We start from the raw sequence: 14,060 nt of genomic DNA on the forward strand, positions 1-14,060 counted from the left end.
AAAATAAACCTTAGCCAATCTTATCAAAACAAATTTCGATGTAGGCTTTGCCGGCAATATGGCTAAAAGGCATGATAATTCTGGGACCTTCAGAACGGTGTGAAATCGTGTGATCCTTACCGGATACAACAATCGGAGTAGCCATATCAAACTCGTACCCTTTTTCACCCAGGGTTTTTTTGGCTCCACCGGTAACCATATTGGTAATTTCACCCACCATGTCACAGACTTCGTCATCAACTGAGTCTGGCATTTCGCCTAACATCTTATTCATGATTTCGCAGGCCAGGTTTTCTTCAAAAGAGATAGAAAACGAGCCTTTTATTTGTGGCCCAACCATACCGATAATGCCGGACACATCGCCTCGCGCGACATCATCTTTTTTAAGCTGCGGCTTTCCGGGTTTCAATTCCGTTTGCGCCATCATCGACATTACATTTTGTAATGCCTGCAGAAATGGGTTTACGAACTCAGCATTCATGCAATCTTGTCCCTATGTCGTTGCAAGTATTTATTGGCAGTTTACCGCTTTTGTATAGTTTTCGCGAGTCAAGGTAACGCCATCAGTGCCGTTATCGGTTACAAAGTTAACGGTATTCACCTGTGGAGCAAATTCGCGCATCAATATATTGTTACTCACCCGCCAATTACAAAAATCGGTCGGGGCAATATCAACTTCCTGGTAAAGCCAAATATTCTGGAAGTCAGCTTCAAAGCCAATCCAGTTAAGCTTTACTTTATTGTCATTACTGTCAAACAGGGCGAATTGGTTTTCAAGCCAGCGCATTATTTGCGCTTCTGCGTTAGGGTTGTCGAGCGTGAAGTCATCACCGTACTGCTTCTGTAACGCCCGTTGCACGTCATGCAGAGTGTATTGATGAACAACCTCGACATGTTGGGTGCGGGGGTTATAACTGACTTCAGTCAGCCCAAAAAAATACTTGTGCGCTGCTACCTGAGGTAGCAGCGCAAGTGACAATAATGCAGTAAAAAAGACGGCTAATTTATTCTTCATCGTCGTCTGTTTTAAGTTCTGCATCATAATCTTCCATCATGCTGTTGTCGCGATCACCACGTTTAAATAGTTCGATACGTGATGGCACCGGACGGGCTGGCCAATAGTTGTTGGTAGTATCAACATCAGCGGTTTCCCAGTATGGGTCGAGCACGATTTCTGCGATGGTTTTGTCGCGAATCAGCAATTTACTGACCTGCTGCGGCGAGCGACGCCAGATTTCTGCCGGAATACGGACGTGTTCTTTACTACCGTCTTGGTAGTGGAGATCAAGCAGAATAGGCATGACCAGACCGCCAAGATTACTGAAGTCTAAGACATAAAAGTTACTGCCGTTATCAAGCATTGCTTTTTGTTCTTCATTAAGACCATCCAGCAAGGTCTTGTATTTGTTGCGATCAGCATTAGTAACCGTGTATTCGTCATGCTCGTTATAAAAGTCCTGCAACTGTTCTTGTTGGTGGATTTTATACATTACGTCTTGATTACGAACCGCGGTAATGGTTTCCGGGTCCTGTTCATCAACCTGCTTACGCCATGCCGCCTCTACCTCTGGGTCCTGGGTGCTGACGGTCAGCAAATTGACCTGATCCAGGCTGATGTCGACATGGTCTGTGGTGTAGAACCAACCACGGAAGAACCAGTCAAGATCAACGCCACTGGCGTCTTCTAAGGTGCGGAAAAGGTCTTCTGGAGTCGGTCGTTTAAACTTCCAGCGATTAGCGTATTCACGGAAGGCAAAGTCAAATAATTCACGACCCACGATAGTTTCGCGCAGAATATTCAATGCTGTCGCTGGTTTACCATAAGCGTTATTACCAAACTGCAGAATAGATTCTGAGTTAGTCATAATCGGCATTTGGTTATCACTAGCCATATAGGTCACGATATTACGTGCATCGCCACGCCAGGATGGATAGTCGGGCTCCCATTCTTGTTCCGCTAAGAACTGTAGGTAGGTGTTGATACCCTCGTCCATCCAGGTCCACTGGCGTTCGTCGGAGTTGACGATCATGGGGAAGTAAATATGACCGATTTCGTGGATGATGACGGTAATCAGGCCGTATTTAGTGCGCTTAGAGTAATACTTCTCACCACTTTCTTCGTCCAGATATGGACGCGGACCGTTAAAGGTGATCATAGGGTATTCCATACCACCGACCGGACCATTTACTGAAATCGCAACAGGGTAGGGGTAGTCAAAGCTGTAGTCGTTATATACGTCAATGGTGTGAATAATTGACGCCGTTGAATAACGCTCCCATAGCGGGTTGCCTTCTTCCGGGTAAAACGACATTGCCATAACGTCGGTGTCACCCTTTTGATAGCGCTGCGCATCCCAGATAAACTTACGCGATGATGCCCAGGCAAAATCACGAACTTTATCGGCTTTAAAAACCCAGGTTTTGGTTTCGTCAGTGCCTTCTTTTTCGTTTTCCAGCGCTTCGTCCTGAGTCACGATTTTAACTGGTTGGTCAGATGATTTAGCTTGCTCTAGACGATCTAATTGTTCGTCAGTTAACACCTCTTCGGCATTTTGTAGCTCGCCGGTTGAGGCCACGATATGATCGGCTGGTACCGTAATCGCAACAGTGTAATCGCCAAACTCCAGGGCAAATTCACCGTTGCCGATAAACTGCTTATTCTGCCAGCCTTCTACATCATAGTAGGCTGCCATACGCGGGAACCACTGCGCCATTTCATACAGATAGTTACCATCGTCCTCGAAGTACTCGTAACCACCACGGCCACCTAGTACATCAGCTTCGATAATGTTGTTCTGCCAGCCGATGTTAAAAGTAACGCTTTCACCCGATGCCAGTGCTTCATCTAAATCAATACGCATCATGGTGTCATTGATGGTGTAATCCATCGGCTCGCCGCGGGTATCGCTGACATCGGTAATAGTGTAACCAGCCGGAAACTCTTCCTGGGTTAACATGCTTTCCATACGAGAAAAGCTCACCCGTTCAAGGCTATCTGCTGAGGTAGCGCGGGTTTTGGGACCAATTGAATCCTTTTTGAACCGGTTTTGGTCTAACTGCACCCACAAATAACGCAGGGTATCCGGTGAGTTATTGGTATAGGTAATGGTGCTACGCGCGCTGACGCTTTGATTATCGTCATTCAGTGTTACGCGAATATCGTAGTCAACCTCTTGCTGCCAGTATTGGTGGCCCGGAGCGCCGGATGCTGTACGGTAAACGTTAGGGGTACGAAATTTATCGTCGTTTAACTGACGAAATTTATCATCAAACGCCTGACCACTGGCAAGCGTGGAAAATCCTAACCCTGCAATCGTAATACCCAACAGGTAATTTAACTTCATAGGAAGGCCTATCTATTTTGTATTGTTATAAGGAAAGTCTTAAATAATGATACTGTTAGTGGCACTTAGCGCAAAGCCCGTGTGCCTCTATAGTTTGTTCTTGTACCAAAAAACCTTGTCCTTCAGCTTGATGCTGAAGCTCTTCGTAAACGCCGTCAGATTGGATCTCCTGGACGTTTCCGCATGATTCACAGATTAACATTTGCACCGGGTGGTGGTGATCAAAATGCGAGCAAAGTACAAAACTATTCGATGAAGTGATTTTGTGGACAAAGCCTTGCTCTTGTAAAAAATCCAATGCGCGGTAAATAGTAGGTGGTTTGGCATTTGGCACGATAATTTTTAATTGATCGAGCAGATCATAAGCACCAATTGAACCATCCTGCTGGGCGAGAATGGCAAATACTTCTTTACGCGTCGATGTCATACGGGCGCCACGCGCCTGACAAAGTTTTTCAGCCTTGCGAACAAGGCGCTCGGTTTCTGACTTGGTCATAGTTTACACAGTATTAATGCTGAAACCTCATTGTAATGCCTTTTAAATCAGAGGCAACCGTTTTGCACGGGTAGGTGGTGAGATATGCCTGTTGTTACGGTATAATGCGGATTAATTCTGTTATCAAGTGATTTGCCTAACGTATGCCTAGCTATCCCTACAAAATCTCAGTGGCCCCGATGCTGGATTGGACCGATCGTCATTGTCGATATTTTCATCGGCTATTGACTCCTAAAACCTTACTTTATACGGAAATGGTAACCACTGGCGCAATTTTATTCGGTCAACAGGATTTCCTGGCTTATAACGACGCCGAGCATCCGGTCGCCTTGCAGCTTGGCGGCAGTGAACCTGAGGCTATGGCACGCTGCGCCGAGCAGGCTCAGCAACGGGGTTACGATGAGGTAAACATTAATGTCGGTTGTCCGTCCGATCGGGTTCAAAATGGTAGTTTTGGCGCTTGCTTGATGGCGCAGCCCGAATCCGTAGCTGATTGTGTCAGGGCTATGAAGCGGGTGGTGGATATACCGGTCACCGTTAAAACGCGGCTTGGTATTGATGAACAGGATTCAGACGAATTTTTGTATCAATTTTTAGATGCCGTGGTGGATGCCGGTGTTGACCAGTTGACGCTGCATGCCCGAAAAGCCTGGCTGAGTGGTTTGAGCCCAAAAGAAAATCGCGAGATACCGCCACTTCAATATCAGCGTGTTTATCAGGCTAAGCAACGTTATATCGATACACCCATTAGTATCAATGGCGGTGTAAAAAGCAAGGCTGAGGTGTTGGCGCACCTTGAACACGTGGATTCGGTAATGATTGGTCGTGAAGCATACCAAAATCCCTGGATACTCACTGAGTTAGCTGGTATTGAGAGCGAGGAGCGGCCGGGGTTCGACCGCGAACAGGTTGCCAGGCAAATGATTACCTACGTGAATGCACATATAAGCCAAGGTGGCCGGGCGTGGCACGTGGTGCGCCATATGCTGGGGCTATTCCAGGGCCAGCCGGGTGGTAAAAAATGGCGGCAATATTTGAGTATAAAAGGTCCTCGAGCCAAAGACGGGAGCGCATTAATAGAAGGTGCACTGGCGTTTAGGCTTAACCCTGAAGAGACGTTAGCGGATTTGACCAGTTAGTTGGTTAAATTAGCTAATTAATTATTTGGTAGTCAATGGCGGCATTCGCCTGTGTTTTAGGATATAAATAAAAAAACCAATAAAATCATGGTGTTAGTAAACAAATAGAAGTTGGCACAACCTTTGTATTAGTAACTACGACTTAACTATTGAGTCGAACACAAACAAGAATACAAAGGAGAACATCATGAAAAAAGTCATCTTAACTTCAGTGGCAGCTACAGCACTTATGGTATCCAGTGCAGCGTCTGCACAGCAAGCGGAGCAAGAAGCTACCTCTTTTATTAGCGAGCAAGTTGCAAACGTATCGGTTGAATTGTTTAACGCAACCAAAGCCACGGTGATTGAAACGTTAACCGTATGGGGTGATGAATTACTTGCCTCAGAAAGCGACCAGGCAGTTGCGGCTAACGAGCCGGCCGAAGAAAAGCAAAACCAGCCAAAAACTCAATAAACGTGCGTGAGGTTAACCATGTTTATTAATGAATGGTGGCTTGCCTGGTTAGTCGCGCCGGTCGTTGGAACCCTGGTAATAGGGACGTTAGTAATCGGCGCTTTTATCGCATTCAGCGCATCTATAGTGCGTCACAGTTGAAGATTTGTTAACCTGCCTAATCCAGAAAACAGTTTATTGTATTACCGAGGATTAAGCATGTTAAAAACAACGATAAAAGCGTCAGTGCTGGCGGTAATGAGTGTAGCGGCTACTATGGCCGGCGCACAGGAATACCAGGCGAGCGACAAAGCAAAACAACTGGCAAAAAAATATCTTATCGCCGATACCCATATTGATGTGCCCTATCGAATTCATAATAGCTGGGAAGATGTAACTGTTGCCACAGAAAGCGGCGACTTTGACTACCCCCGTGCAGTAGAGGGCGGTCTGAACGTACCCTTTATGGCTATTTATATCCCGGCCGAATATGAGCAAACCGGTGGCAGTATTGAGTTAGCTCATGACTTGATTGATAGTATGGAAGCATTGGTGGGCCGTGCACCGGATAAATTTGCACTTGCCTATTCGCCCGCTGAAGCGCGCGAAAATATGAATAATGGACTGATGTCTATCGCTATGGGTATGGAAAACGGAACCCCAATGGAGGGCGATCTCGACAACCTGGAAATGTTCTATGAGCGTGGCGTACGATATATTTCGTTTGCTCACTCACAAACCAATCATATCTCTGACTCGTCCTATGACATCCGCAAGCAATGGGATGGGCTTAGCGAGTTTGGCTTTGAACTGGTCAAAGCGTGTAACGATATTGGCATGATGATCGATGTATCACATATCTCCGACGAAGCCTTTTACGACGTTATCGAAACGACTGAAGCGCCGGTTATAGCCTCGCATTCGTCGTTACGTAGCTTTACTCCGGGCTTTGAACGCAATATGAGCGACGATATGCTCAAAAAACTGGCTGAAAATGGCGGTGTAGTACAAATTAATTTCGGTTCGTCGTTTGTTGCGCAACAAGCCAATCGTTACCGCGATATGATGAAAAAACGGATTCAAGCCGTTTACCAGCAGTTTGGCGAGGACAGCGATGAAGCGAAGCGCCGTGTTGCTGAAATCGAAGCAAATAATCCATACCCCTACGCGACGCTGGAACAGGTATTGGACCACATCGACCACGTCAAAGAATTAATTGGTGTTGAGCATATTGGTATTGGCTCAGATTATGATGGCGTTGGTGACTCACTGCCGGTTGGCCTAAAAGATGTCTCTACTTATCCTAATTTAGTTCAGGGTCTGTTAGACCGTGACTACTCCGAAAAAGAAATTGAAATGATTCTGGGTGGTAACTTTACCCGCGTTTGGCAGCAGGTTCTGGATCACGCCAAGTAACTTGCGCTTTTAGCGCAAGTTCTACCAAGAAGTCGCGCCATAGGCGCAACCTACATATTGCTAAATGTTGACATACGGTCGCGAAGGTGTATAATTCGCGACCACATCAATTTTCCCTAAGCCGCAAGGTTTATATGTTTGGTGTTCCACAGCAGTCCCGATAGGGGATTGAATGGTTGATGTAGAGATATTCGCACCCCCGGTATGTGCCAGGGAGGTTTGCGTTTGTCTGTGCTCTTTTTTAAATGCTCTTTAATTGAGGCTTTGATTTTTTATGGCTAATCAAAGAATTCGGATTCGTTTGAAAGCGTTCGATCACCGTCTGATCGACCAGTCAACTGCAGAGATCGTAGAAACTGCAAAACGCACTGGTGCTCAGGTACGTGGTCCAATTCCACTGCCAACACGGAAAGAACGCTTCACCGTGCTGATTTCTCCACACGTAAACAAAGATGCGCGTGACCAGTACGAAATCCGCACCCACAAGCGTCTGATCGATATCATGGACCCAACTGACAAAACTGTTGACGCATTGATGCGTTTAGATTTGGCAGCTGGCGTTGATGTACAGATCAGCTTGGGTTAAGTGGGCAGTAATAGGATTACACACGAGAGGTTTTAACAATGGCTATAGGTCTAGTCGGTCGTAAAGTAGGAATGACGCGTGTCTTCCAGGAAGACGGCGCTTCTGTTCCTGTTACTGTGATCGAAGTGTTGGCGAACCGTGTGACTCAGGTTAAATCTGAAGACACAGACGGTTATCGCGCGCTTCAAGTGACCACAGGCGAGAAGAAAGCGAGTCGTGTCACCAAGCCTTTAGCAGGTCATTTTGCTAAAGCTGGTACAGAGGCTGGTCGCGGTCTTTGGGAATTCCGCCTTGAAAATGGCGAAGGCGAAGATTATGCAGTGGGTTCTGAACTGACTGTAGAAGTTTTTGCAGAAACTAAAAAAGTGGACGTTACTGGTACTTCTAAAGGTAAAGGCTTTGCCGGTACCGTGAAGCGCTGGAACTTCCGTACTCAGGACGCTACCCACGGTAACTCATTATCACACCGTGCACCGGGTTCAATCGGTCAAAACCAGTCGCCTGGTAAAGTATTTAAAGGCAAAAAAATGGCTGGTCAAATGGGTAACGAACGCGTCACCACTCAATCACTTGAGTTGGTCCGTGTAGATGCAGAACGCAACTTGTTGTTGATCAAAGGTGCGGTCCCTGGTGCTACCGGCAGTGATGTTATCGTTAAACCTGCGGTCAAGGCGTAACGTCTGAGGAGAATGGTGATGGAATTAACATTGAAAGACGCAAAAGGCGCTCTTGAGGTTTCCGAAGCTACCTTTGGACGTGAGTACAACGAAGCACTTGTCCACCAGGTAGTTGTAGCGTACGCAGCCGGTGCTCGTCAGGGTACAAAAGCACAGAAGACTCGTTCTGAAGTAGCTGGCGGCGGCAAGAAGCCATGGCGTCAAAAAGGCACCGGTCGTGCTCGTGCGGGTACTATCCGCAGTCCGATCTGGCGCTCGGGTGGTGCAACTTTCGCGGCTAAACCGCAAAGTCACGCCCAAAAGGTAAATAAGAAAATGTATCGCGGTGCAATTAAAAGCATCGTGTCTGAATTGATTCGTCAGGATCGTTTAACCGTTGTTGAAAACTTCAGTGTTGAAGCACCGAAGACTAAGCAACTGGTTGAAAAACTGAAAGGTTTGAACCTGAATGACGTTTTGATTGTGACTAAAGACGTGGACGAGAACTTGTTCCTGGCGTCACGCAACTTGCATAAAGTTGATGTACGCGACGTTCAAGGTATCGACCCTGTTAGCTTAATCGCTTTCGAAAACGTCCTGATGACTGCCGACGCAGTCAAGCAGCTTGAGGAGGTGTTATCATGATGCGCGAAGAACGTTTGCTTAATGTGATCCTAGCACCTCACGTTTCGGAAAAAAGCACCATGACGGCTGAAGGCAACAACACGGTTGTTTTCAAGGTCGCAAAAGATGCAACTAAATCCGAAATTAAAGCGGCTGTCGAAAAACTTTTTGAAGTTGAAGTTAAGAACGTACGCACTGTTAACGTGAAGGGTAAAACCAAGCGTACCGGTTTCCGTTTCGGTAAACGTAACGATTGGAAAAAAGCGTATGTAGCCCTGAAAGAGGGTGCTGACATCGACTTCGTTGGCGGCGCTGAGTAACAGGAGGAATAATCATGGCTGTAGTTAAAAGTAAGCCTACGTCTCCGGGTCAACGCCACAAGATTAAAGTCGTTGGTCAGGAACTGTATAAAGGCAAGCCTTACGCACCATTGCTGGAAAAAAACAGCAAGTCAGGTGGTCGTAACAACAACGGTCGTATTACGGTTCGCCATATCGGCGGCGGTCACAAGCACCACTACCGTATTATCGACTTTAAACGCAATAAAGACGGTATTCCTGGAAAGGTTGAGCGTATCGAATACGATCCAAACCGTTCAGCGAACATCGCTCTGATATTGTACGCAGACGGTGAGCGTCGCTACATGTTGGCTCCTAAGAACTTGAACGTGGGTGACCGCGTACAATCAGGTTCTGATGCGCCAATCAAACCGGGTAACGCATTACCAATGCGTAACATTCCGGTAGGTAGTGTTGTACACGCCATCGAAATGCAACCTGGCAAAGGTGCTCAGTTAGCACGCTCTGCAGGTGCTTACGCACAGATCGTTGCGCGTGACGGTGCTTATGTCACCATCCGCTTACGTTCTGGCGAGATGCGTCGCGTACAGTCTGAAGGTCGTGCAACTATCGGCGAAGTGGGCAATGCTGAGCATATGCTACAACAATTGGGTAAAGCTGGTGCCAAACGTTGGCGCGGTGTTCGTCCTACCGTTCGCGGTGTGGCGATGAACCCGGTTGATCACCCGCACGGTGGTGGTGAAGGCCGTACCTCTGGTGGTCGTCACCCAGTGACACCTTGGGGCACGCCGACCAAGGGCTATAAAACCCGTAAGAACAAGCGTACCGATAAATTCATCGTACGCCGTCGCAACAAATAAGAGTTGAGGATATAACATGCCACGTTCTCTTAAAAAAGGTCCATTTATTGACCTTCACCTGCTAAATAAGGTGGAGAAAGCGTTGGAAGCCGGGGATAAAAAGCCAATTAAAACTTGGTCCCGTCGTTCAATGATTACGCCAGATATGATCGGCTTGACGATTGCTGTACACAATGGTCGTCAGCACGTTCCAGTTTTCGTTTCAGACGAAATGATCGGTCATAAGCTGGGTGAATTCGCACCAACCCGTACTTATCGCGGCCATGCTGCTGATAAGAAAGCGAAGAAACGGTAAGAGGTAGAAAGTGATGGAAGCAATTGCTAAACACCAATTTGCCCGCGTTTCTGCTCAAAAGGGCCGTTTGGTTGCTGACCAAATTCGCGGTTTGCCAGTAGAAAAAGCGCTGGACATCCTTGCGTACAGCCCTAAAGCAGCAGCTGGCTTGATCAAGAAAGTTCTTGAATCAGCTATCGCTAACGCGGAACACAACGAAGGTGCGGACATTGATGAGCTGAAAGTTGCTAAGATCTTCTTAGACGAAGGTCCTACAATGAAGCGTATCAAGCCACGTGCGAAAGGCCGTGCCGATCGTATCTTTAAGCGCACCAGCCACATTACTGTGGTCGTGTCGGATAGCTAGGAGATAAATTATGGGTCAGAAAGTACATCCTAATGGTATTCGCCTAGGTATCTCCAGACCATGGAATGCAACCTGGTATGCGAATACAAACGAATTCGCTGATAACCTGCACAGTGATCATCAGGTACGTAAGTTCCTGACTAAAGAACTGCGCAATGCATCAGTGTCTCGTATCGTTATCGAGCGTCCTGCGAAAAGTGTTCGTGTGACTATTCACACTGCACGTCCAGGTGTTGTTATCGGTAAAAAAGGCGAAGACGTAGAAAAGCTGCGCAAGCAGGTTCAGAAATTGACTGGCGCGCCGTCGCAAATCAATATTTCTGAAGTACGTAAGCCTGAGCTGGATTCTCAGCTTGTTGCTGACAACATCTCGGGTCAGTTGGAGCGTCGTGTGATGTTCCGTCGTGCGATGAAACGTGCTGTTCAAAACGCTATTCGTCTTGGTGCCAAGGGTATCAAGGTAGAAGTTAGCGGCCGTTTGGGCGGTGCTGAAATCGCACGTACAGAGTGGTATCGTGAAGGTCGTGTACCTTTGCACACACTGCGTGCAGACATCGATTACTCGACGTCAGAAGCGAACACCACTTACGGTATCATCGGTGTTAAGGTCTGGATTTTCCGTGGCGAAGTTCTTGGTGGCTTGCCAACAGAAGAAAAACCAGCTCCTAAGCGCGGCAAAAACCGTAAGTAAGGAGAGACGATAATGTTACAACCTAAGCGTACTAAATTCCGTAAGGTTCACACAGGCCGTAACCGTGGTCTGGCGCAGTCTGGTAACAAAGTCAGCTTCGGAACCTTTGGTTTAAAAGCGACTGACCGTGGTCGTATGACCGCGCGTCAAATCGAAGCCGGCCGTCGTGCAATGACTCGTCACGTTAAGCGTCAAGGTAAAATCTGGATCCGTGTATTCCCAGACAAACCAATTACCAAAAAGCCTTTAGAAGTTCGTATGGGTAAAGGTAAAGGTAACGTCGAATACTGGGTTGCTCAGATTCAGCCAGGTCGCGTACTGTACGAAATGGACGGTGTTTCTGAAGAACTGGCACGTGAAGCGTTCCGCCTTGCGGCTCGTAAGTTGCCATTCAAAACCACTTTTGTGACTCGGACGGTAATGTGATGAAAGCAAGTGAACTGAAAGAAAAAACCGTTGAGCAGCTGCAAGAAGAATTGCTGAACTTGCGTCGTGAGCAGTTTAATCTGCGCATGCAAGCGGCAACTGGTCAGCTGAATCAGACTCACATGATGAAGCAAGTACGTCGCGATATCGCGCGTATTAAAACCATCTTGAACGATAAGGCAGGTGCGTAATGTCTCAAGATAAACGTATTCGTACACTGCAAGGCAAAGTTGTCAGCGATAAGATGGATAAGACCATCACTGTAGCTGTAGAGCGCCGTGTTAAGCACCCGGTCTACGGTAAATACATCTCGCGTACAACTAAAGTACACGCACACGACGAAGACAATCAGTGCAAAATGGGCGATATCGTGATTGTTCGCGAATCACGTCCATTGTCTAAGAATAAGTCTTGGACACTGGTTGAAGTTGTTGAGCAAGCTACTGTTGTCTAAACGCAGATAACGACTAAATAACAAAAAGGCCTCCTTGCGGAGGCCTTTTTTTTGATCTAAATAATATAAATATCGGTATTAGTCAGCGAGTTATACTAAAATTTCGAAGTAAGCGATTGTTATAATGGTCGCTACGTCTCGCCAAACTAAGGAGCTATTTATGGCAAAAGGATGGATACTCGCAGCGTCGGTGTTCGCTGCATCCCCAATTCTCGCCTCTGCGGCGCCGCAAGATGATCAAAGCGTGCAAACCCAGATCGAGATGCTAAAACAGAAACTTGCTGAACTTGAGCAGCGCCTAGCAGAGCAAGAAGCGCAGAAGGAAAAAATGCAGGAGCGTCATGAGCAAATGGTGACGCGCAAAGAATATAAACAAACGGATAGCAAACAACGTCAGTCAATACGCGAAAACAGCGCTGACTCCGGTGTTCAGGCTCGTTTGGCGAAACTTGAAGACAAAACTGAAGAAAATGAGAACTGGCCAATAAAGGTGCACGGTGCGGTACGTTTTCAGTATGAGTACAATAACTACAACCAAGGTAACGAAAATCGCACGGGTGACCTGGACTTCGATATCTTCCGTCTTAACTTTGACGGCGAAATTGGCGACGTGATCCTGTCAGCTGAGTATCGTTGGTTCCATTATATGGATTCGGTTAAACATGCTTGGTTCGGCTATAACTTCACTGAAAATTGGCAGGGCCAGGTAGGTGTGGTCAAAGTACCCTTTGGTAACTTGCCATACAACTCACACAGCTACTTCTTTAACTCGACCTTTTATGTTGGTTTAGAAGATGAACACGACAACGGTATTCGCTTACTCTATCGCGACGACGACTGGCAGTTTGACATTGCTTACCATAAGTCGGACGAACAGGGGGGTGTAGACGGGTCAACCAGCGATCGCACCGCGCGTTATAACTACGACAGCGTTGGTATACGGCTACCAGGTCAGGGTGCTTATGACACGCCGGGTCTTGCTATCGGTGAGAGCAACAGCTATGCCGTTCGGGGTGCACGGGTATTCCACTTCACCGATGACCACAACCTGGAAGTTGGTTTGTCAGCGCAGGGCAATAATTTCTATTCCGGTACTGCCGCAGAGGGATTTGAAGCATACTCGCAATACAATGATCAGAACGTAGGCAACCGTTTTGCATGGGGCGCACACGCGAACTACAACAACGGTCCGTGGAACGTTCAATTACAGTATGCTGATTACGAGTATGACCTGGAAGTAGAAAACCGCGGTGTGTATATGGGGGCTTATGCCTACTATGACGCAATTCCGACCGAGGCGAAAATATACACCGGTAACGTTGCTTACACGCTACCTACCGATATCGGTCCAATTACCAGTTTAACCTTCTACAATGACCACAGTATCATTACCGACAAAGCCGGCTATCAGGACGACACCTGGATGAATGTTCTCGGTGTAGCCGTAGCTGCAGGTGGCGGGTTTTATACCTATGTCGATTACGTGAGAGCGAAAAACCAGCCGTTTGTTGGCGGTAACATTGCTACTGATGGTGGTGAGGTTAATGACCGCTTTAATATTAACTTCGGTTACTACTTCTAAAGCAACTCAACTACGTTAAAAAAAGCCGACATTCAGTCGGCTTTTTCATGTTCGTAAGCATCACCCTCCTGGCGAAAATCCCGGGTGCGAGAGAACATCTTTAACTCGGTATGTAGCGCTGCCTTTGCCATGATGTGTGCACTAATGGGTGCAGTAAGGAATAAAAATATGGCAATAAGAAGTTCACTCAGGGTGACGGAGCCTTGCACCGATGTTGCGATAATCGAAGCAATGACGATACCGCCGATACCCAGCGTGGTGTTTTTTGTCGGCGCATGTAAACGGGTAAAAAAATCAGGTAAAAGCGCCAAGCCCAGCGAACCGATAAAGGCAAACACAGATCCTAACAGGATAAAAAAGCCAATAAGCCATTGGCTCCACACGGGTAGTGCATTAAGCGTTTCCATAATTAA

General features: G+C 47.1%; 20 protein-coding genes. 15 read left to right on the forward strand and 5 right to left on the reverse strand.

All coding sequences use genetic code 11. The annotated features are described in order from the left end of the window. Window positions 1-10: 10 nt before the first annotated feature. Genes KZ771_RS01150 through zur form a run of 4 tightly spaced genes read right to left on the reverse strand, consistent with a single transcriptional unit; the run spans window position 11 to window position 3,840 of the window. The gene (locus KZ771_RS01150; protein ID WP_133539536.1) at window positions 11-481 is read right to left on the reverse strand and encodes a chemotaxis protein CheX; all 471 of its coding nucleotides are present in this window, start codon (window positions 479-481) and stop codon (window positions 11-13) included. Between the two features lie 30 nt (window positions 482-511). Next, window positions 512-1,042 (reverse strand): DUF6702 family protein, encoded by a 531-nt coding sequence (locus KZ771_RS01155; protein WP_290654124.1) that lies wholly within the window; start codon window positions 1,040-1,042, stop codon window positions 512-514. After that, window positions 1,005-3,344 (reverse strand): M1 family metallopeptidase, encoded by a 2,340-nt coding sequence (locus tag KZ771_RS01160; protein WP_133539535.1) that lies wholly within the window; start codon window positions 3,342-3,344, stop codon window positions 1,005-1,007. Before KZ771_RS01160 ends, KZ771_RS01155 begins: the two co-directional genes overlap by 38 nt. A gap of 55 nt (window positions 3,345-3,399) precedes the next feature. Continuing rightward, window positions 3,400-3,840 (reverse strand): zinc uptake transcriptional repressor Zur, encoded by a 441-nt coding sequence (gene zur / locus KZ771_RS01165; protein WP_133539534.1) that lies wholly within the window; start codon window positions 3,838-3,840, stop codon window positions 3,400-3,402. A 143-nt stretch (window positions 3,841-3,983) separates the two neighbouring features. Here zur and dusA point away from each other — a divergent pair, with 143 nt between their 5' ends. From dusA to KZ771_RS01240, 15 genes are all read left to right on the forward strand, one after another. Continuing rightward, entirely contained in the window at window positions 3,984-4,979 is a 996-nt protein-coding gene (gene dusA / locus KZ771_RS01170) for a tRNA dihydrouridine(20/20a) synthase DusA (protein ID WP_290654125.1), read from the forward strand. Window positions 4,980-5,166: 187 nt separating this feature from the next. Then, window positions 5,167-5,433: a hypothetical protein gene (locus tag KZ771_RS01175; protein WP_133539532.1), complete on the forward strand. Its 267-nt coding sequence runs from the start codon at window positions 5,167-5,169 to the stop codon at window positions 5,431-5,433. A gap of 198 nt (window positions 5,434-5,631) precedes the next feature. Further along, complete coding sequence (locus KZ771_RS01180; protein ID WP_290573785.1) at window positions 5,632-6,828, forward strand: dipeptidase; 1,197 nt, start codon at window positions 5,632-5,634, stop codon at window positions 6,826-6,828. A 274-nt stretch (window positions 6,829-7,102) separates the two neighbouring features. Then, window positions 7,103-7,414 carry a 30S ribosomal protein S10 gene (gene rpsJ, locus KZ771_RS01185; RefSeq protein WP_008488677.1) on the forward strand — a complete coding sequence of 104 codons (312 nt, stop codon included), beginning with the start codon at window positions 7,103-7,105 and terminating at the stop codon, window positions 7,412-7,414. A gap of 38 nt (window positions 7,415-7,452) precedes the next feature. Beyond that, entirely contained in the window at window positions 7,453-8,091 is a 639-nt protein-coding gene (gene rplC, locus KZ771_RS01190; protein ID WP_133539530.1) for a 50S ribosomal protein L3, read from the forward strand. A gap of 18 nt (window positions 8,092-8,109) precedes the next feature. Further along, complete coding sequence (gene rplD / locus KZ771_RS01195) at window positions 8,110-8,715, forward strand: 50S ribosomal protein L4 (protein WP_133539529.1); 606 nt, start codon at window positions 8,110-8,112, stop codon at window positions 8,713-8,715. Then, window positions 8,712-9,014 (forward strand): 50S ribosomal protein L23, encoded by a 303-nt coding sequence (gene rplW, locus KZ771_RS01200; RefSeq protein ID WP_105306961.1) that lies wholly within the window; start codon window positions 8,712-8,714, stop codon window positions 9,012-9,014. Before rplD ends, rplW begins: the two co-directional genes overlap by 4 nt. A 14-nt stretch (window positions 9,015-9,028) precedes the next feature. Further along, a complete protein-coding gene (gene rplB, locus KZ771_RS01205) occupies window positions 9,029-9,853 on the forward strand; it encodes a 50S ribosomal protein L2 (RefSeq protein ID WP_290654126.1) in 825 nt (274 codons plus the stop codon). A gap of 16 nt (window positions 9,854-9,869) precedes the next feature. Further along, window positions 9,870-10,148 (forward strand): 30S ribosomal protein S19, encoded by a 279-nt coding sequence (gene rpsS, locus KZ771_RS01210; RefSeq protein ID WP_133539527.1) that lies wholly within the window; start codon window positions 9,870-9,872, stop codon window positions 10,146-10,148. A 13-nt stretch (window positions 10,149-10,161) separates the two neighbouring features. After that, a complete protein-coding gene (gene rplV / locus KZ771_RS01215; RefSeq protein ID WP_053954203.1) occupies window positions 10,162-10,494 on the forward strand; it encodes a 50S ribosomal protein L22 in 333 nt (110 codons plus the stop codon). A 10-nt stretch (window positions 10,495-10,504) separates the two neighbouring features. After that, window positions 10,505-11,185, forward strand: coding sequence for a 30S ribosomal protein S3 (rpsC, locus tag KZ771_RS01220; RefSeq protein ID WP_133539526.1), 681 nt, complete (start codon window positions 10,505-10,507; stop codon window positions 11,183-11,185). A gap of 12 nt (window positions 11,186-11,197) precedes the next feature. Then, window positions 11,198-11,611: a 50S ribosomal protein L16 gene (gene rplP, locus KZ771_RS01225; RefSeq protein WP_105306958.1), complete on the forward strand. Its 414-nt coding sequence runs from the start codon at window positions 11,198-11,200 to the stop codon at window positions 11,609-11,611. Further along, complete coding sequence (rpmC, locus tag KZ771_RS01230; RefSeq protein WP_126785670.1) at window positions 11,611-11,802, forward strand: 50S ribosomal protein L29; 192 nt, start codon at window positions 11,611-11,613, stop codon at window positions 11,800-11,802. Before rplP ends, rpmC begins: the two co-directional genes overlap by 1 nt. Then, a complete protein-coding gene (rpsQ, locus tag KZ771_RS01235; RefSeq protein WP_133539525.1) occupies window positions 11,802-12,065 on the forward strand; it encodes a 30S ribosomal protein S17 in 264 nt (87 codons plus the stop codon). Before rpmC ends, rpsQ begins: the two co-directional genes overlap by 1 nt. Window positions 12,066-12,225: 160 nt before the next feature. Continuing rightward, window positions 12,226-13,647, forward strand: a complete 1,422-nt coding sequence (locus KZ771_RS01240; RefSeq protein ID WP_290654127.1) for a carbohydrate porin — start codon at window positions 12,226-12,228, stop codon at window positions 13,645-13,647. Window positions 13,648-13,679: 32 nt separating this feature from the next. On the opposite strand, the gene KZ771_RS01245 is transcribed toward KZ771_RS01240, so the two are convergent. Further along, entirely contained in the window at window positions 13,680-14,054 is a 375-nt protein-coding gene (locus KZ771_RS01245; RefSeq protein WP_290654128.1) for a Na+/H+ antiporter subunit G, read from the reverse strand. Between the last annotated feature and the right edge of the window lie 6 nt (window positions 14,055-14,060).

Origin of the sequence: Idiomarina sp., assembly GCF_019431395.1 — a bacterium.
GTDB lineage: Bacteria > Pseudomonadota > Gammaproteobacteria > Enterobacterales > Alteromonadaceae > Idiomarina.